14 protein-coding genes and 1 riboswitch are annotated in these 18,638 nt (G+C 54.3%); of the genes, 8 read left to right on the plus strand and 6 right to left on the minus strand.

What is annotated here, in order from left to right:
* Positions 1-31 precede the first annotated feature (31 nt).
* On the minus strand, positions 32-874 hold the full coding sequence (locus HV345_RS01095; protein ID WP_016154881.1) for a 23S rRNA (adenine(2030)-N(6))-methyltransferase RlmJ: 843 nt from the start codon (positions 872-874) through the stop codon (positions 32-34).
* Positions 875-1,088: 214 nt separating this feature from the next.
* Here HV345_RS01095 and prlC point away from each other — a divergent pair, with 214 nt between their 5' ends.
* Both prlC and rsmJ read left to right on the plus strand, forming a co-directional pair.
* A complete protein-coding gene (prlC, locus tag HV345_RS01100; RefSeq protein WP_181636168.1) occupies positions 1,089-3,131 on the plus strand; it encodes an oligopeptidase A in 2,043 nt (680 codons plus the stop codon).
* 8 nt (positions 3,132-3,139) lie between these two features.
* Positions 3,140-3,889: a 16S rRNA (guanine(1516)-N(2))-methyltransferase RsmJ gene (gene rsmJ, locus HV345_RS01105; RefSeq protein WP_047358192.1), complete on the plus strand. Its 750-nt coding sequence runs from the start codon at positions 3,140-3,142 to the stop codon at positions 3,887-3,889.
* Between the two features lie 44 nt (positions 3,890-3,933).
* Here the strand turns inward: rsmJ and HV345_RS01110 are convergent, their stop codons facing one another.
* Positions 3,934-5,133, minus strand: coding sequence for an NAD(P)/FAD-dependent oxidoreductase (locus HV345_RS01110; protein ID WP_181636169.1), 1,200 nt, complete (start codon positions 5,131-5,133; stop codon positions 3,934-3,936).
* 232 nt (positions 5,134-5,365) lie between these two features.
* Here HV345_RS01110 and HV345_RS01115 point away from each other — a divergent pair, with 232 nt between their 5' ends.
* Complete coding sequence (locus tag HV345_RS01115) at positions 5,366-5,869, plus strand: Rrf2 family transcriptional regulator (RefSeq protein ID WP_016154877.1); 504 nt, start codon at positions 5,366-5,368, stop codon at positions 5,867-5,869.
* A gap of 200 nt (positions 5,870-6,069) precedes the next feature.
* Here HV345_RS01115 and dtpB read toward each other — a convergent pair whose 3' ends face one another.
* Positions 6,070-7,542: a dipeptide/tripeptide permease DtpB gene (gene dtpB, locus HV345_RS01120; RefSeq protein WP_019078104.1), complete on the minus strand. Its 1,473-nt coding sequence runs from the start codon at positions 7,540-7,542 to the stop codon at positions 6,070-6,072.
* A gap of 281 nt (positions 7,543-7,823) precedes the next feature.
* Entirely contained in the window at positions 7,824-8,261 is a 438-nt protein-coding gene (gene uspA, locus HV345_RS01125) for a universal stress protein UspA (RefSeq protein WP_003023368.1), read from the minus strand.
* 393 nt (positions 8,262-8,654) lie between these two features.
* On the opposite strand from uspA, the gene uspB reads away from it, so the two are divergent.
* Positions 8,655-8,990: a universal stress protein UspB gene (uspB, locus tag HV345_RS01130; RefSeq protein ID WP_003023371.1), complete on the plus strand. Its 336-nt coding sequence runs from the start codon at positions 8,655-8,657 to the stop codon at positions 8,988-8,990.
* A gap of 64 nt (positions 8,991-9,054) precedes the next feature.
* On the opposite strand, the gene pitA is transcribed toward uspB, so the two are convergent.
* Positions 9,055-10,554, minus strand: coding sequence for an inorganic phosphate transporter PitA (gene pitA / locus HV345_RS01135; protein ID WP_016154875.1), 1,500 nt, complete (start codon positions 10,552-10,554; stop codon positions 9,055-9,057).
* A 229-nt stretch (positions 10,555-10,783) separates the two neighbouring features.
* On the opposite strand from pitA, the gene HV345_RS01140 reads away from it, so the two are divergent.
* Positions 10,784-11,977 carry an NAD(P)/FAD-dependent oxidoreductase gene (locus HV345_RS01140; protein WP_047415901.1) on the plus strand — a complete coding sequence of 398 codons (1,194 nt, stop codon included), beginning with the start codon at positions 10,784-10,786 and terminating at the stop codon, positions 11,975-11,977.
* Positions 11,978-12,015: 38 nt separating this feature from the next.
* Here the strand turns inward: HV345_RS01140 and HV345_RS01145 are convergent, their stop codons facing one another.
* Positions 12,016-13,029: a magnesium transporter gene (locus tag HV345_RS01145; RefSeq protein WP_046274494.1), complete on the minus strand. Its 1,014-nt coding sequence runs from the start codon at positions 13,027-13,029 to the stop codon at positions 12,016-12,018.
* A 55-nt stretch (positions 13,030-13,084) separates the two neighbouring features.
* A riboswitch (M-box (ykoK) riboswitch) is annotated at positions 13,085-13,268 on the minus strand.
* Positions 13,269-13,679: 411 nt separating this feature from the next.
* Here HV345_RS01145 and HV345_RS01150 point away from each other — a divergent pair.
* From HV345_RS01150 to HV345_RS01160, 3 genes are read left to right on the plus strand one after another with little or no spacing between them, the layout of a single operon-like run.
* On the plus strand, positions 13,680-14,747 hold the full coding sequence (locus HV345_RS01150; RefSeq protein ID WP_046274495.1) for an HlyD family secretion protein: 1,068 nt from the start codon (positions 13,680-13,682) through the stop codon (positions 14,745-14,747).
* On the plus strand, positions 14,744-17,491 hold the full coding sequence (gene rbbA, locus HV345_RS01155) for a ribosome-associated ATPase/putative transporter RbbA (RefSeq protein WP_181636170.1): 2,748 nt from the start codon (positions 14,744-14,746) through the stop codon (positions 17,489-17,491). The genes HV345_RS01150 and rbbA overlap by 4 nt, the downstream gene beginning before the upstream one ends.
* Positions 17,491-18,615 carry an ABC transporter permease gene (locus tag HV345_RS01160; RefSeq protein ID WP_016157684.1) on the plus strand — a complete coding sequence of 375 codons (1,125 nt, stop codon included), beginning with the start codon at positions 17,491-17,493 and terminating at the stop codon, positions 18,613-18,615. The genes rbbA and HV345_RS01160 overlap by 1 nt, the downstream gene beginning before the upstream one ends.
* Positions 18,616-18,638 lie beyond the last annotated feature (23 nt).

Genomic DNA, 18,638 nt, shown 5'->3' on the forward strand with positions numbered 1-18,638 from the left:
TGAAATTAAAAGGTTCCACCGATGACTGCGATTACTCCGGCACGATCCAGCTTACCGACGTATGACCGGTTCCTGCCGGAACCAGTTTGCTGTGCAACCACGGCAGGACACTGTTCATCTGCTGCTCCAGCTTCCACGGCGGGTTTATTACAATCATACCGGACGCCGTCATGCCGCGCTGATCGCTGTCCGGACGCACCGCCAGCTCAATCTGCAGAATTTTGCGGATACCGGTGTCTTCCAGGTCGTGGATCATGCGTTTGATTTGCTGGCGCAGAACTACCGGATACCACAGCGCATAGGTGCCGGTTGCGAAACGCTTATAGCCTTCGTTAATACCGGTCACCACCGCCTGGTAGTCGCTTTTGATTTCGTAGGGGGGATCGATAAGGATCAGCCCGCGACGGGAAACCGGCGGTAATTTTGCTTTTAGCTGCTGATAACCATCGGCTTTGGCCACGCGTGCGCGCTCATCTTTCTGGAATTCGCCGCGCAGCAAAGGAAAGTCGCTCGGGTGCAGTTCCGTTAATTGCAGGCTATCCTGTTCTCGCAGCAGCTGGCGAGCAATTAATGGAGAGCCGGGGTAGTAGCGCAGTTGGCCGCTACGGTTGAAGTGCTTCACCACGCCAATGTAGGGTTCCAGTTCGGCAGGCAAATCGTCCTGCTGCCAGATACGGGCGATCCCTTCCAGATATTCACCGGTACGTTCGGCATGCTCACTGCTCAGCTGATAACGGCCTGCGCCAGCATGGGTATCCAAATAGAGAAACGGTTTTTCTTTCTCTTTAAGCGATTCGATGATCAGGCTCTGGACGGTGTGTTTAAGGACGTCGGCGTGGTTGCCAGCGTGATAACTGTGGCGATAACTCAGCATGGGTAAACGTGTTCCAGGTTATAAACGTAGGCCCGAAAACAGCGCAATATCGGGCGAAAATAAAGCGTATCGCCACAGTATACAGAAAAGTCGTCACTGCCGCGAAAGCGCAACGCCTGGCATTGAAATCCTCTACACTTAACCCCATTGTACAAATTAATATGCACAGCGCCGGATACGCGCTTCATTCACTCTTTTCAACAGGACCGCGCTAATGACCAATCCATTGCTGACCCCCTTCGAACTGCCGCCGTTTTCTAAAATTCAGCCTGAGCACGTTGTGCCTGCCGTTACTAAGGCGCTGAACGATTGCCACGAAAACGTTGAGCGAGTGGTTGCGCAGGGCGCGCCGTACACCTGGGAAAATCTTTGCCAGCCGTTGGCGGAAGTTGACGATGTGCTGGGGCGTATTTTCTCTCCGGTTAGCCACCTGAACTCGGTGAAAAACAGCCCGGAATTGCGCGAAGCCTACGAACAAACGCTGCCGCTGCTGTCTGAATACAGCACCTGGGTTGGGCAACATGAAGGTCTGTACAAAGCGTACCGCGACCTGCGTGACGGCGATCATTACGCTACCCTGAACACCGCACAGAAAAAAGCGGTCGATAACGCGCTGCGCGATTTTGAGCTTTCTGGTATTGGTCTGCCGAAGGAAAAACAGCTGCGCTATGGTGAGATTGCCACCCGCCTGTCTGAGCTGGGCAATCTCTACAGCAATAACGTCCTCGATGCCACGATGGGCTGGACTAAGCTGGTGACTGATGAAGCGGAACTCTCCGGCATGCCGGAAAGCGCGCTGGCGGCTGCAAAAGCCCAGGCTGATGCTAAACAGCAGGAAGGCTACCTGTTAACGCTGGATATCCCAAGCTACCTGCCGGTGATGACCTACTGTGATAACCAGGGGCTGCGTGAGGAGATGTATCGCGCTTACTCCACTCGCGCGTCTGACCAGGGGCCAAACGCTGGTAAATGGGACAACAGCCCGATAATGGAAGAGATCCTCGCGCTGCGCCACGAGCTGGCACAGCTGCTGGGCTTTGAAAGCTACGCTTTTAAATCTCTGTCCACCAAAATGGCGGAAAACCCGCAGCAGGTACTCGACTTCCTGACGGACCTGGCGAAACGTGCCCGTCCTCAGGGCGAGAAAGAGCTGGCTCAACTGCGCGCCTTCGCGAAAGCGGAATTTGGTGTCGATGAGCTGCAGCCGTGGGATATCGCTTACTACAGCGAGAAACAAAAACAGCACCTCTATAGCATCAGCGACGAGCAGCTGCGTCCATACTTCCCGGAAAACAAAGCCGTTAACGGCCTGTTTGAAGTGGTTAAACGTATTTACGGCATTACCGCTAAAGAGCGCACTGATGTTGACGTCTGGCACCCGGAAGTACGTTTCTTCGAACTGTATGACGAAAACAACGAACTGCGCGGCAGTTTCTATCTTGACCTGTATGCCCGTGAACATAAACGTGGCGGGGCGTGGATGGACGACTGCGTCGGCCAGATGCGTAAAGCCGACGGTACGCTGCAAAAGCCTGTTGCCTACCTGACCTGTAACTTTAACCGCCCGGTGAACGGCAAACCCGCGCTGTTTACCCACGATGAAGTGATCACCCTGTTCCACGAGTTCGGCCACGGTCTGCACCATATGCTGACCCGTATCGAAACTGCCGGTGTTTCAGGTATCAACGGCGTGCCGTGGGATGCGGTCGAACTGCCGAGCCAGTTTATGGAAAACTGGTGCTGGGAGCCCGAAGCGCTGGCATTTATCTCTGGTCACTTTGAGACCGGTGAGCCGCTGCCCAAGGAGCTGCTGGATAAAATGCTGGCGGCGAAAAATTACCAGGCGGCACTGTTTATTCTGCGTCAACTGGAGTTTGGCCTGTTTGATTTCCGTCTGCACGCGGAGTTTAACCCACAGCAAGGGGCGAAAATCCTCGAAACGCTGGCGGAAATTAAAAAGCAGGTCGCCGTGGTGCCGGGCCCAACGTGGGGCCGCTTCCCGCATGCCTTCAGCCACATTTTTGCTGGTGGCTATGCGGCGGGTTACTACAGCTACCTGTGGGCCGACGTGCTGGCGGCGGATGCATTCTCTCGCTTTGAAGATGAAGGGATTTTCAACCGTCAAACCGGACAATCGTTCCTCGATAACATTCTCACCCGTGGTGGTTCTGAAGAGCCGATGGAACTGTTCAAGCGCTTCCGTGGCCGTGAGCCGCAACTGGATGCAATGCTGGAGCATTACGGGATTAAAGGCTGATTATTCACGTGAAAATCTGCTTAGTAGATGAAACAGGCGCCGGAGACGGCGCCTTATCTGTTCTTGCCGCCCGCTGGAATCTTACGCACGATGAAGATAACCTGATGGCGCTGGTGATGACACCGGAACATCTGGAACTGCGTAAACGTGATGAGCCCAAACTCGGCGGTATCTTCGTGGATTTTGTTGGCGGTGCGATGGCCCATCGGCGCAAATTTGGCGGTGGTCGCGGCGAAGCGGTGGCGAAGGCGGTTGGCATTAAAGGCGATTACCTGCCGGATGTGGTTGATGCGACTGCAGGGCTGGGGCGCGATGCGTTTGTGCTGGCCTCAGTAGGCTGCCGCGTGCGAATGCTGGAACGTAACCCGGTCGTGGCGGCGCTGTTGGATGATGGCCTGGCGCGAGGGTATGCTGACCCGGAAATCGGTCCGTGGCTGCAGGAACGTTTACAACTGATCCACGCCTCAAGCCTGACGGCGTTAACCGATATCACCCCGCGTCCGCAGGTGGTGTACCTCGACCCGATGTTCCCGCATAAGCAGAAAAGCGCGCTGGTGAAAAAAGAGATGCGCGTGTTTCAGTCGTTGGTGGGGCCGGACCTGGATGCGGATGGGCTGCTGGAGCCTGCGCGTCAGCTAGCCACTAAACGTGTAGTAGTGAAGCGCCCGGATTACGCGCCGCCGCTGGCGGATGTCGCCACGCCGAACGCGGTAGTCACGAAAGGGCATCGGTTTGATATTTACGCGGGGACTGCGTAGTTTGTAGGCCGGATAAGGCGTTAGCCGCTATCCGGCATTACTGCTTAAACAAACGGTGCGTATGGGTCAGCCATCTCAAATGCGACGGCTCTTTCCGCTTTCGGCGGGTAAATCAGTTCACTGACAATCGATACTTTCAGTTTCTTCGCTTCTGCGCGAGTGAGTTTGACCTGCTGATCCCATCCTTCGGTATACACCGCGCCCCACGCGCCGAGATCCAGACAGGTGACGTACATCTCCTGACGGTACGGTGAAGGTTCTACTCCTAGCAGGCTTGCAACGGCGTTATTACCGGCAAATTTACCCAACAAAATAGCGTGCTGGCAGGTCATTAACGCATGGTTGCCTTTGTCATCGGTGGCGGCGTAGGCCACATCGCCAGTGGCGTAGATATCATCATGACCCACGACCTGCAGATTGGCATTCACATGCAGGCGGCCCTGTCGATCGCGCGGGGCGTTAATCTGTGCTGTCAGGTTATTGGCCTGCACGCCGACGGTCCAGATAACTGTCTGAGAGGCAATAACCTGCCCATCTTTCAGCGTTACGCCGCCGGCATCCACGCTTTCTATTTCTGCATTTACCAACCATTCGATGCCCAGTTCAGCGGAGGCTTCGATTATCACGTCGCGTAATTCCTGGCTCCAGCGCCCGGCAGGCTGAGCACCGCGTTCAACTACGACCACTCTGGTCTTAGCATCGGCACCCAGAATCTCACGCAGACGACCAGGCAATTCCAGCGCCATCTCAATCCCGGTAAAGCCGCCGCCACAGATCACCACCGTATTGCGAGCCTCACTTTCCGGCTGTAATGCCAGGTCTGTTATGTGCTGCTCCAGTGCGGCGGCGCTCTCGAGCTGGTCGAGGTCAAACGCATGTTCGGCTGCACCGACAACGGCGTCGCGGTTAACGTGACTCCCGCTGGCGAGTACCAGGCGGTCGTAGCGGCGCAGATGAATTTCTCCGTTGGCATCTTTCCAGCTCACCTCTTTAGAGTCCGGGATGATCTGCTCGACGTGACCTTGCAGGAAGTTGATGCCGGTAACGTCAAACAAGGGTTGCAGCGGGGCGACCAGGGTTTGTACGGCGCGTTCATAAAAGCGTGGGCGGACACGCAGCTCTGGCTGTGGTGCAATTACTGTAATATCAATGGCCTGCTGATGTTTATCCGCCAGTCGTGCGGCGCTTAATGCTGCCCACATACCGGCAAAGCCGGCGCCCACGATCAGAATTCGTTTACGCATTGGGGGGTTCTCTCTGGTGACTACGAATAATTTACTCGGATTTTATTTGTCGTAGTTAAGAATTGCAATGCGATCAGGATCCTTTTTGTCCTGACAACGTAGGATGTTTGATTATCTATTTGATAAATATATGATTAAATTTTTTATATAAATATGGTTTGTGCTGCTGTCTGGAATGAATGAGACGAAAAAGCTACAATTAACTCAGATTCATTTTGGCTGAGATAAGAGAATGGCATTTTACAGTTCCGGGGTTGAGTACGGCATTCATAGCCTGATGTGTATGGTCGACAGCAAGGGCGACGCGCGGGATATGAGCGTGCGGGAAATTGCCGAGCTGCAAAGCGTGCCGTATGACTACCTGGCGAAAATTTTCACCCGTTTGTCGAAAGCGGGCCTGGTGCGCAGCATTGAGGGAAAGGGAGGCGGTTTCCAGTTGGCTAAACCTGCTGAACACATTACGGTGCTGGACGTGGTGAATGCCATTGATGGCGATAAGCGCATCTTTGAGTGTCGTGAAATTCGCCAGCGGCTGGCGGTATTTGAGGAGCATCCGCCGGAGTGGGCCTGTGAAGGCATTTGTGGTGTGCGCTCGGTAATGGATATGGCTCAGCAGCGAATGGAAGAAGCGCTCGGTCAGCATACGATTCTGGATTTGGCGCGCAAAATGTACCGCAAAGCGCCGGACACTTTTGTGGTCGAAGTTCAGGAGTGGATTAACGCGCGCAAAGGGTAGCGATTGAAAATGCCCGGTGCTCATCCTCGGTGAGAAGCGCTTTCCGCTGGCGTGATAAGACCGAAGTCTTAATCAACGCAATATCGTTCATGCTCATGCCCATTCATGATCACCTGTTTGTATAAACTACGCTCTTACAATGCAGGACTTAAAAGGCAAAAAAAACCGCGATGTGACTCGCGGTTAATGTTAAAAAAAGCTTATTTACTGCTATCTGGCGTATTAATCATTCGGTTCAGCCAAGGCACCATAATCGCCATCACCACCGTGACAGCCAGGGTGACCAGGCCTATCTTACTGAAGACGTTGGTGTAGATAGGCAGCGTTTGCAGCGGGTCGGTGATGTTCTCCGGTACGGCAGTGAACGTGGCGACATACCCGCCCATCAGGAAGGCGGCGGCTTGTGTCAGGAACCACATCCCGAGAATAAAGCCCATCAGGTGCTGCGGCACGAGAGCGGCGACCATCGCCAGTCCCAGGGCACTAATCAGCAGTTCACCCAGGCTCTGGAACAGATATACCAGCACGATAAACCACGGCGACGTCAGCCCCTGCGCATCCGCAAACCACATCCCGGCAGCGGCTGCCGTCAGGAAGCCCAACGAGCACAGGAACATACCGAGCGTAAATTTCATCGGCATAGTCAGGTCTTTGCCTTTGTTTCCCAGACGGGTATAGATTGCGGCCAGTACCGGACTTGCCAACACAACCCAGAACGGGTTCAGCGCCTGGAAGCTCACTGGGTTAATGGCGAAACCGAGAATTTCATGGTGCACGTTATTGATAGCAAAGAAGTTCAGCGATGTCGGCATCTGCGCGTACAGCACGTAGAACACAACCGCTTCCAGCATCAGGATGAAGGCCACGAACATCTTGTTGCGCCCGGTTTTATCCAGTTTGAATGCCTGACGGAAGAAGATGATAGTCACGGCAATCGACAGGACGATCAGCACCAGGTTGGCAATCTGCACGTTGTGCATCAGCCAGGCGCAGATAAATACCATCACTACCGTACCGGCCAGCACGTAAAGTAGGTTACGGAAATTCAGCGGCTTATGGTCTGGCTCAGAACCGATATTTTTTACCATCCCACGGCAGGCAAAGTAGACCAGCAGCGCGACGATAAGCCCGGCCCCGCACAGGTTGTAGGTCACCGCGTAGCCAAACTTATCGGCAATCACCGGCGCCAGCGACAGTGACAGCAACGAACCGATGTTAATCGACATATAAAACAGGGTGAAAGCACCGTCCAGACGGGCGTCTTTTGGTGGATAGCATTTTGACAACAGGCTTGCCGGGTTGGCTTTAAACAGCCCGTTACCGACGGCAATGGTACCCAAAGCAATAAAGATCAGATCGGGCTTGAGCAGCGACATCCCGGTCATGAAGTAGCCGATTGCCAGCACAATGGCACCGAGAACCAGCGTGCGCTTGGTGCCTAACAGGTGGTCGCCGACGTAGCCGCCGATCGAGATCAGGCCGTAGACCAGCGCAGCAAAGGCACCAAAGGTGACAAATGCCTGTTCCTGTGAAAATCCTAGCTGCTTAACAAAGAATACCGCCAGGATGCCCTGAACGCCGTAATAGCCAAATCGTTCCCATAATTCTACAAAGAAGATCATGAAGAACGGACGAGGTTGCTGCAGCAAGCCCGTAGGTGCAGTTTTATTCATATTCCATCGCCTTTCAAAGCCATCCCGAAAAGTATGAACGCGTATGCTTAAACGCGCCGAAAAAGTCTTATTTTGTTATAGACTGCGGCTATTGGCCGCGAGAGTAGAGTATTATAGAGATGGTTTTCGATCCAATTAGTTGATCACACTAATTATGATTTGTTTGTTGGATTGATGTACTAATTGTGTCCGAATGATAAAAACAAAAACGCCCGCACAGGCGGGCGTTTACAGGCTTAACTACTTGCAGCAGGCCGGGCTATTTCCCGGCGGCAAGCATTTTATGCTTCTTCGTCGTCACGCAGCGGAACAATCAACATGTCGACGTGGACGGTGTTGATCAGTTGGCGCGCGGAGGACATCAGTTTGCTCCAGAAATCCTGGTGGTGACCACAAACGACCAGATCCATGTCGTATTTTTTGATGGCATCAACCAGAACCTGACCCAGGTCGCCGCTACCGCTCAGGGTTTCGGTGATAGGGTAGCCTGCGTTGGTGGACAGCTCGGTTAACGCGTGGTGGGTTTCTTCAGAAATGCGTTTCTGCATGTCGCCCAGATTCACGTCGATAAGGCCGGTGTACAGGTCGGAATAGTTTACGTCAACGTGGATAAGGGAAACTTTAGCATTGTAAGGCCGCGCCATAGAGACCGCTTTTTCAACCAGAACTTTGCTTTCCGGAGAAAGATCAACCGCGATAAGAATGTGTTTATAAGCCATAGTGTTACTCCTTCCATAAGTTGTCGATGACTAGCCTGCTGGCGTTTCTCTGCCGCCGCGTCATCCGCGTCCTGCGAACCTTGTGCGCGGGGCTAGCCCAGTCGTAAAAACGTACCATATAAGGACTATCCTTACATTATAGCGACCAGAATAATCCGTCAATCCGCCTTGCTTGCCAAGCAGTTAAACAAATTTTTTAGTTAATTGCATTGATAGCGATTAACCTTCTGGCAAAAAAATTAACTAATCTCCTACACTATCTAGAGGGGCGTTCGAATGCGTGATACTAATACGAACGGTTTCTTCAGTACTCTTCACTGAATGGTTTGGCAGGGTATCGGGGAGCGGTAGTCCCGGAAAGGAGTTCCGTGGGCGGGTCGCCGGGGAGGGGGTATGATAAGCACCATTGCATTGTTCTGGGCTTTATGTGTCGTTTGCATTGTTAATATGGCGCGCTATTTTTCTTCGCTACGCGCACTGCTAGTAGTACTTCGTGGTTGCGATCCATTGCTTTACCAGTATGTAGATGGAGGGGGCTTTTTTACCTCGCATGGGCAACCGAACAAGCAGATGCGTCTGGTGTGGTATATCTACGCTCAGCGTTACCGCGATCATCATGATGATGAATTTATTCGCCGCTGTGAGCGGGTTCGCGGTCAGTTCATTCTCACCAGCGCGCTATGCGGCCTGGTGCTAATCAGCATGGTTGCGCTGATTATCTGGCACTGATTCCAACGACAGATACAAAAAAAGCGGGCCAGTTTCCTGACCCGCTTTTTTACCGCGCATTCGCTTAGATAAGCTTCAGGGAGAGCCAGTACAGCCCGCCGGAAAGAAGAATTGCTGCTGGCAGGGTGAAGACCCAGGCCATCAGAATGCTGGTCACCGTTTTACGTTGCAAACCGCCGCCATCAACAACCATTGTTCCCGCAACGGAAGAGGAGAGAACGTGTGTGGTGGAAACGGGCATACCGGTGTAGCTGGCAAGACCGATAGAGACTGCGGCGGTCATCTGCGCCGACATCCCCTGGGCATAGGTCATGCCTTTTTTACCGATTTTCTCACCGATAGTGGTTGCCACGCGACGCCAGCCAATCATCGTACCAATACCCAGCGCCAGTGCGACGGCCATAATGATCCAGATAGGCGCGTACTCAATGGTGCTCAGCATGTCAGATTTCAGTTTCTTCAGCAGACGCTGATCGTCAGCGCTTACGCCAGGCAGCTTAACCACTTTATCGGTGGTATCAGAGATGCACAGCATAATACGGCGCAACTGACCACGCTGTTCGACGCTTAACTTGTCGTAGGTTTCCAGATTCGCCAGCATACCTTTCGCACGTTCCAGCGCGTTGATGGTATTCGCCGGGTGGCAATGGAACTCGGTCGGCGTCGCTGGTGCCGCGTCCGTCGGGGACGGAATCAGCTGGTCTACGCCTGTGGCCTGTTTAAGCAGGTCAGGGCGCTGCTGGAAGAAGACTTCGACGTTATTGATTGCATCGCGGGTACGGGTAATTTCGTAACCGGAAGCATTCATATTCACCACGAAACCTGCTGGCGCTACGCCAATCAGCACTAGCATCACCAGACCAATGCCTTTTTGACCATCGTTCGCGCCGTGAGAGAACGCCACGCCGATAGCGGAGAGGATCAGTGCAATACGCGTCCAGAACGGCGGCTTTTTCTTTCCGTCTTTCTTTTCACGTTCTGCCGGCGTCAGGTGGATACGGGCACGTTTTTTCGTACCGCTCCAGTAGCGACGCAGAATGAAAATAAGACCACCTGCAACCACCAGACCGACAATAGGTGAGATGATAAGCGAGGCAAAAATACCGATAACTTTCGGGATGTTAAGTGCATCCACCACCGAGGTGCCATTCATCAGCGCATTGGTTAAACCAATACCGATAATGGCGCCAATCAGCGTGTGGGAGCTGGATGCAGGCAGACCAAAGTACCAGGTACCCAGGTTCCAGATAATTGCCGCCAGCAACATGGAGAACACCATGGCGAGGCCATGTGACGATCCCATATTAAGCAGCAGATCTGTTGGTAACATATGCACGATGGCATACGCCACGCTGAGACCACCCAGCAAAACACCAAAGAAGTTGAACACCGCAGCCATGACCACCGCCAATTGCGAACGCATTGCACGGGTATAGATCACAGTTGCGACAGCATTGGCTGTATCATGGAAGCCATTAATTGCTTCGTAGAACAGCACGAAAGCCAGAGCAAGCAATAGTAAAAGCCCGGTATGTAAATCCAGGCCAGCAAACAAATGTAGCATAGGACGTTACGCCATTTTGAGGACATGAACGCGGCGCATTATCAGTGACTTTGGCGGCGCGGGCAAAGTGAAATATAGAGTTTTTTTGATTTGTCTCCTGCTTTGTTTTACACCACTAAAGAATTATCCTATATATTTCAGATAAATACCCTTTATCGGTAGTTTGGTGCTGGTGCGACCACTGAGGAATCTTTACAATTCACTCCCGCTTTTTAGAGAGGATCGCAACGTGGAAAGGTTTGATACCGTTATTATAGGCGCTGGCGCAGCGGGTATGTTTTGTGCCGCGCAGGCAGGACAGGCAGGTAGTCGCGTACTGCTAATTGATAATGGTAAAAAGCCCGGGCGCAAGATTCTCATGTCTGGCGGGGGCCGCTGCAACTTTACCAACCTTTATGTCGAGCCGGCTGCGTATTTGAGCCAAAACCCGCATTTTTGCAAATCGGCGCTGGCGCGTTATACACAGTGGGATTTTATCGATCTGGTGGGTAAGCACGGTATTGCCTGGCATGAAAAAACGCTAGGCCAGCTTTTCTGCGATGATTCCGCCCAGCAAATTGTCGATATGCTGGTGGATGAGTGTGAAAAAGGTAACGTAACTATGCGGTTACGTAGCGAAATCCTGAGCGTTGAGCGAGATGGTGACGATTTTATCCTGGAATTGAATGGGATGAGTGTCGGCACGAAAAAGCTGGTTATTGCCTCCGGTGGTCTCTCTATGCCGGGTCTGGGCGCGACGCCGTTTGGTTATAAAATTGCGGAACAGTTCGGCCTGAACGTTTTGCCTACGCGCGCAGGTCTGGTGCCTTTCACCTTACATAAGCCGCTACTGGAGCAGCTTCAGGTGCTCTCTGGCGTATCCGTTTCTTCCGTTATCACCGCCGAGGACGGCACCGTATTTCGTGAAAACCTGCTCTTTACGCACCGCGGGCTTTCTGGTCCGGCCGTGCTGCAAATTTCCAGTTTTTGGCAGCCAGGTGAATTTGTCAGCATTAATTTGTTGCCGGATGTTGACCTCGCAAGCTTCCTCGATGACCAACGTAGCGCACACCCTAATCAAAGCTTAAAGAACACCCTGGCAATGCAGTTGCCAAAGCGTCTGGTGGAATGTTTACAGCAGTTAGGGCAAATCCCGGATGTCTCGCTGAAGCAGCTTAATGTGCGCGATCAGCAAACGCTGGTTGAGACGCTGACCGAGTGGCGGGTGCAGCCGAACGGTACGGAAGGGTATCGTACCGCTGAAGTCACGTTGGGCGGCGTCGATACCAACGAGCTGTCATCGCGCACGATGGAAGCGCGCAAAGTGCCGGGACTCTACTTTATCGGCGAAGTCATGGACGTCACCGGCTGGCTGGGCGGCTATAACTTCCAGTGGGCGTGGTCGAGCGCCTGGGCATGCGCGCAGGATTTGGCGCCTGCCTGACCGTGGTGCCCGACAACCTGGGCTGCCGGGCGTTATCATTAGTTCAGACCAAGAAAATACTGGGCGATTTTAAAGTAGATAATCAACCCGGTACCGTCGATAAGCGTGGCGATAAACGGGGCCGAAACCACGGCGGGATCAATGCCGATACGCTTGAGCACCATGGGGATCACTGATGACACCACGGCGCTCCACAACGTAATGCAAACCAGCGTCAGGCTGACGATTAGCGTGATTTCCACTCCGATACCCATCATCCACGCGCGCAAGCAGCCAGCCAGACCCAGCGTCAGGGCGATCAGCAGCGAAGTTGAAACTTCTTTGCGGATCACCCGACCCATATCGCGCAGCCGTACTTCTCCCAGCGCCATTGAACGTACCAGCGTTGAGGTGATCTGCGTACCGCTGTTGCCGCCAGTACCAATTAATAGTGGAATAAAAAAGGCCAGTGCAATAGCAGATTCCAGCGCCTCTTCAAAATGTTGAAGAACGCTGCTGGTATAGGCTTCTGCGACAAAAAGTAGCAGGAGCCAGACAGAACGTTTTTTCCACAATGTCCACGGGCTAATCTCCAGGTAGGGTTTTTCCAGCGGCAACGTTGCCCCCTGAAGCTGAACATCTTCGGTAACATCATCTTCCTGTAGATGAGCGATCTCTTTTTCCATCAGACAACCGACCAGCTCACCTTTCTCAACGACAGCCACCAGATCGAGTTCGCGTTCGGCTAACTCGGCAACGACCTGTGCCCGTTCATCATCAGGCTTTACATGAAACAAACAACTGTCCGTAAGATGGTTGATGCTCAACGATGTATCTTTTTCCTGCAATAAGCGCTTGATGGATAACACCCCGCGCAGCGCTTTTCCAGCTACAACAAAGACCTGGCCTGGAATATCATCCGTTGTGAGCTGGGAGACAAAGTATTCACGAGCACCGTTCACGCTGAGATGATCCGGCAGGGTAATAAAATCGGTGCGCATATATTGCGCGATAGCATCGCCATTGAAATCCGGCATAGGATGATGGGCGGCGCAGAGTGGCATAGATGACATGGTGTAATTCCCTATAAAAATCTCTCATAGGGGCGAACAAGACAGGGTTAGCGCAGGCGGATCCCTACGTCCTGGTTTTAGCACTGAACAACGTATCTGCCCGATGGTGAAATCGTCAGAAGTTACCTTGGCAACACCTTGATTCGATGGATGCCTGTATTTCCCTGAGTGGCCTCTCTCGATACCAGCAGGGCGGTAACTTGTATTTGTACAGGAGCCTCGCCATAACGAGATCGGTAAATGAGCCACTATTATAGCGATGTCTAATTATTGATTATGTTTATAGTTTTGAATGTTTATCAATCGTTGATATACGAAATATTCCCTGTGCCAGAGCGCGATAGGGCTGAAGTGGAAATTACAACCGAATAGACATATTGAATCCAGGTGTTAGTATTCAATAGATAGCAGTTATGAGTATGCGTGTTTCATTTCCGGCCAGGAACGCTGATGATGACAACATTACTACCCGATTTCACAGCATTTTCGTCATTCACTTCCTGCGCGGCGCAGGTTGCCTTAGCGCCTGTCCGCTCTCTGGCCATAGTTTCTTATTCCTTCTCATCCCGGATGGAATCTCCCGCTGAATAGCTATTCAGTGGGCTTTGTGACACGCATCGTTTGATAACAGGGATTACGGCGGGTCGAATATGGATAAGTTTAAGCGTCATGTGATGTGGTGGGGGGCGGGCACCCTGGTCGTGGTGGCTGCGATAGCATGGTGGATGCTCCGCCCTGCCGGAATACCGGAGGGGTTCGCAGCCAGCAACGGTAGAATTGAAGCCACCGAAGTGGATATTGCTACCAAGATTGCCGGGCGAATTGACACGATCCTTGTGTCGGAAGGGCAGTTCGTTCGTCAGGGCGAGGTGTTGGCGAAAATGGATACTCGCGTGCTGCAGGAGCAGCGGCTGGAAGCGATCGCGCAAATCAAAGAGGCCGAAAGCGCGGTGGCGGCGGCGCGAGCGCTGCTGGAACAGCGGCAAAGTGAAATGCGCGCCGCGCAGTCGGTAGTAAAACAGCGCGAGGCGGAGCTGCAGTCGGTTTCTAAACGCCACGTGCGTTCCCGTTCGCTATCCCAGCGTGGGGCCGTGTCTGAGCAACAACTGGATGACGATCGGGCCGCGGCAGAAAGCGCACGCGCCGCGCTGGAATCCGCAAAGGCGCAGGTCTCAGCGGCAAAAGCCGCAATTGAAGCCGCTCGCACCAGCATCATTCAGGCGCAAACCCGCGTAGAAGCCGCGCAGGCCACCGAACGTCGTATTGCGGCTGATATTGATGACAGTGAGCTGAAAGCCCCGCGCGATGGTCGCGTGCAGTACCGCGTTGCTGAACCGGGTGAGGTGCTTTCTGCGGGTGGGCGCGTCCTGAATATGGTCGATCTCAGCGATGTCTACATGACGTTCTTCTTGCCTACTGAACAGGCTGGCTTACTGAAGATTGGCGGCGAAGCGCGCCTGGTGCTGGATGCCGCACCGGATCTGCGTGTTCCGGCGACCATCAGCTTTGTGGCAAGCGTCGCGCAGTTCACACCGAAAACGGTCGAAACCAGCGATGAGCGGCTGAAGCTGATGTTCCGCGTTAAAGCGCGTATCCCGCCAGAGCTGTTGCAGCAGCATCTTGAGTACGTGAAAACCGGTCTGCCGGGCATGGCGTGGGTGCGTATCGATGAAAATCGAGCCTGGCCTGACGACCTGATGGTGAGGTTGCCGCAATGACGCATCTGGCGCTGGTTCCCGTTCCTCCCGTGGCGCACCTTGACGGCGTGAGTCAGCATTACGGGAAAACGGTAGCGCTGAACAATATCACGCTGGATATCCCCGCCCGCTGTATGGTGGGGCTGATTGGCCCGGATGGCGTCGGAAAATCGAGCCTGCTGTCGCTCATCTCCGGCGCGCGTGTCATTGAACACGGTAACGTGATGGTGCTGGGCGGCGATATGCGCGACCCTAAACATCGCCGGGATGTCTGCCCGCGCATTGCCTGGATGCCGCAGGGGCTGGGGAAAAACCTGTACCACACGCTGTCGGTGTATGAGAACGTCGATTTCTTTGCCCGGCTGTTTGGCCATGACAAAGCGGAGCGCGAAGCGCGGATTACCGAGCTGCTGAACAGCACCGGACTGGCGCCGTTTCGCGATCGTCCGGCCGGGAAACTCTCGGGTGGGATGAAGCAAAAGCTGGGGCTGTGCTGCGCGTTAATCCATGACCCGGAACTGTTAATTCTCGATGAACCTACCACCGGGGTAGACCCGCTGTCCCGCGCCCAGTTCTGGGATCTGATTAACAGCATTCGCCAGCGGCAGACCAACATGAGCGTGCTGGTTGCGACCGCCTACATGGAAGAAGCCGAGCGCTTTGACTGGCTGGTGGCGATGAACGCCGGGGAGGTGCTGGCCACCGGGAGCGCGCAGCAGCTACGCGAAAAAACCAACACCGACACGCTGGAGCAGGCGTTTATCGCGCTGTTACCCGAAGCCCAGCGTCAGGCGCATAAGCCAGTGGTGATCCCGCCGTATCACGCTGAGCAGGAAGAGATTGCCATCGAGGCGAAAGATCTGACCATGCGCTTCGGCAAGTTCGTGGCCGTTGACCACGTTAACTTTCGTATTCCGCGCGGGGAAATCTTCGGTTTTCTCGGCTCCAACGGCTGCGGTAAATCCACCACCATGAAAATGCTCACCGGGCTGCTACCCGCAAGTGAAGGTGAGGCGTGGCTGTTTGGGCAAGCGGTTGACCCGAAGAATATCGATACCCGTCGCCGGGTAGGCTATATGTCGCAGGCGTTTTCGCTCTACAGCGAGCTGACCGTACGGCAAAACCTCGAGCTACACGCGCGGTTGTTCCATATCCCCGAAGCAGAAATCCCGGGGCGGGTACAAGAAATGAGTGAGCGCTTTTCGCTGACCGATGTCGAAGAAGCGTTGCCTGGCGCGCTGCCGTTGGGGATCCGTCAACGCCTGTCGCTGGCGGTGGCGGTGATCCATCGCCCGGAGATGCTCATTCTCGATGAACCAACCTCCGGGGTCGATCCGGTGGCGAGAGACATGTTCTGGCAACTGATGGTCGATCTGTCGCGTCAGGATAAAGTGACCATTTTTATCTCCACCCATTTTATGAACGAAGCGGAGCGCTGCGACCGCATGTCGCTGATGCACGCCGGAAAAGTCCTGGCCAGCGGTACGCCGCAGGAGCTGGTGAAACAGCGTGGTGCCGCCAGTCTGGAAGAAGCGTTTATCTCCTGGTTACAGGAAGCGGCAGGTCCGGCGCCGGAGGCTCAGTTACCGCCAGCCAATGTCCCGGCAGTGCATGAAAACAGTCAGCCGCCGCACCAGGGATTTAGCCTGCGGCGCTTGTTCAGCTACAGCCGCCGCGAAGCGCTGGAGCTGCGACGTGACCCGGTACGTTCAACGCTGGCGCTGATGGGCACGGTGATCCTGATGCTGATCATGGGCTACGGCATCAGCATGGATGTGGAAAACCTGCGTTTTTCGGTGCTCGATCGTGACCAGACAGTCAGCAGCCAGGCGTGGACGCTGAATCTGGCGGGATCGCGCTATTTTATCGAGCAGCCGCCGCTCACCAGTTATGACGAGCTGGACAAACGGATGCGCTCGGGCGAAGTCGCGGTAGCCATAGAGATCCCGCCAAATTTTGGCCGCGATATCGCGCGTGGAACGCCGGTGAAGATTGGCGTCTGGGTCGATGGCGCAATGCCGAGCCGTGCGGAAACGGTCAGAGGTTACGTGCAGGCGATGCACCAGACCTGGCTGCAGGATGTGATGGCGCGTCAGCCAAATACCAGCGGGCAAAACGGACTGATGACCATTGAAACTCGCTATCGTTACAACCCGGATGTGAAAAGCCTGCCAGCGATTGTTCCGGCGGTGATCCCGCTGCTGTTGATGATGATCCCCTCCATGCTCAGCGCTCTGAGCGTGGTGCGTGAGAAAGAGCTGGGGTCGATTATCAACCTGTACGTGACGCCCACTACCCGCAGCGAGTTTTTACTCGGCAAACAGTTGCCTTACATCGTGCTGGGCATGCTGAACTTCCTGCTGCTGTGCGCGCTGTCGGTGTTTGTATTCGGCGTCCCGCATAAGGGGAGTTTTGTGACCCTGACGCTGGCCGCGCTGCTGTACGTCACCATTGCCACCGGGCTGGGATTGTTAATTTCCACGTTTATGAAAAGTCAGATCGCCGCCATTTTTGGTACGGCGATTATTACGCTGATCCCGGCGACGCAGTTTTCCGGGATGATCGACCCGGTCGCCTCGCTGGAAGGGCCGGGACGGTGGATTGGCGAAATTTACCCGACCAGCCATTTTCTGACCATCGCGCGCGGGACGTTCTCTAAAGCGCTGGATCTGACCGATCTCTGGCCGCTGTTTATTCCACTGGCGGTAGCCATTCCAGTGGTCATTGGTCTGAGCGTATTACTGCTGAAAAAACAGGAGGGGTGATGCGCCGATTACGGAATATTTATAACCTCGGCATCAAAGAGTTACGCAGCCTGCTGGGTGACAAAGCGATGCTGACGCTGATCGTCTTCGCCTTCACGGTCTCGGTTTACTCTTCTGCGACCGTTCTGCCAGGGTCGCTGCACCTGGCGCCGATTGCCATTGCCGATATGGACCAGTCGCAGTTGTCGAATCGCATTGTGAACAGTTTTTATCGTCCGTGGTTTTTACCGCCGGAGATGATTACCGCCGATGAGATGGATGCCGGGCTGGATGCCGGGCGCTATACCTTCGCTGTGAACATTCCGCCTGATTTTCAGCGCGATGTACTGGCCGGGCGGCAGCCGGATATTCAGGTTAACGTCGATGCCACGCGGATGAGCCAGGCCTTTACCGGCAACAGCTATATCCAGAATATCATCAGTGGCGAGGTGAACAGCTTTGTGTCGCGTTACCGCGATAACAGCGAGCTGCCGGTGGCGCTGGAAATGCGTATGCGCTTTAACCCTAATCTGGAACCCGCCCGCTTTGGCGCGGTGATGGCGATTATCAACAACATCACCATGCTGGCGATTGTGCTTACCGGGTCGGCGCTGATTCGCGAGCGTGAACATGGGACCATTGAGCACCTGCTGGTGATGCCGGTGACGCCGTTTGAAATCATGATGGCAAAAATCTGGTCGATGGGTCTGGTGGTGCTGGTGGTTTCCGGTCTGTCGCTGATGCTGATGGTAAAAGGGGTGCTTGGCGTACCGATTGAAGGCTCGATACCGCTGTTTATGCTGGGAGTGGCGCTGAGCCTGTTCGCCACCACGTCAATCGGCATTTTTATGGGCACGCTGGCGCGCTCCATGCCACAACTGGGATTGCTGATGATTCTGGTACTGCTGCCGTTACAGATGCTCTCCGGCGGCTCTACACCGCGTGAAAGCATGCCACAGGCGGTGCAGGACATTATGCTGACGATGCCGACTACCCATTTTGTTAGCCTTGCGCAGGCGATTCTTTACCGCGGCGCAGGGTTTAACATTGTCTGGCCGCAGTTCCTGACGCTGCTGGCGATTGGCAGTACGTTCTTCGTGATAGCGCTGCTGCGTTTCAGAAAGACGATTGGCACGATGGCGTAAATACTATTGCCGGATGGCGGCTG

The sequence above is a fragment of the Citrobacter sp. RHBSTW-00986 genome, assembly GCF_013783065.1.
Lineage (GTDB): Bacteria > Pseudomonadota > Gammaproteobacteria > Enterobacterales > Enterobacteriaceae > Citrobacter > Citrobacter braakii.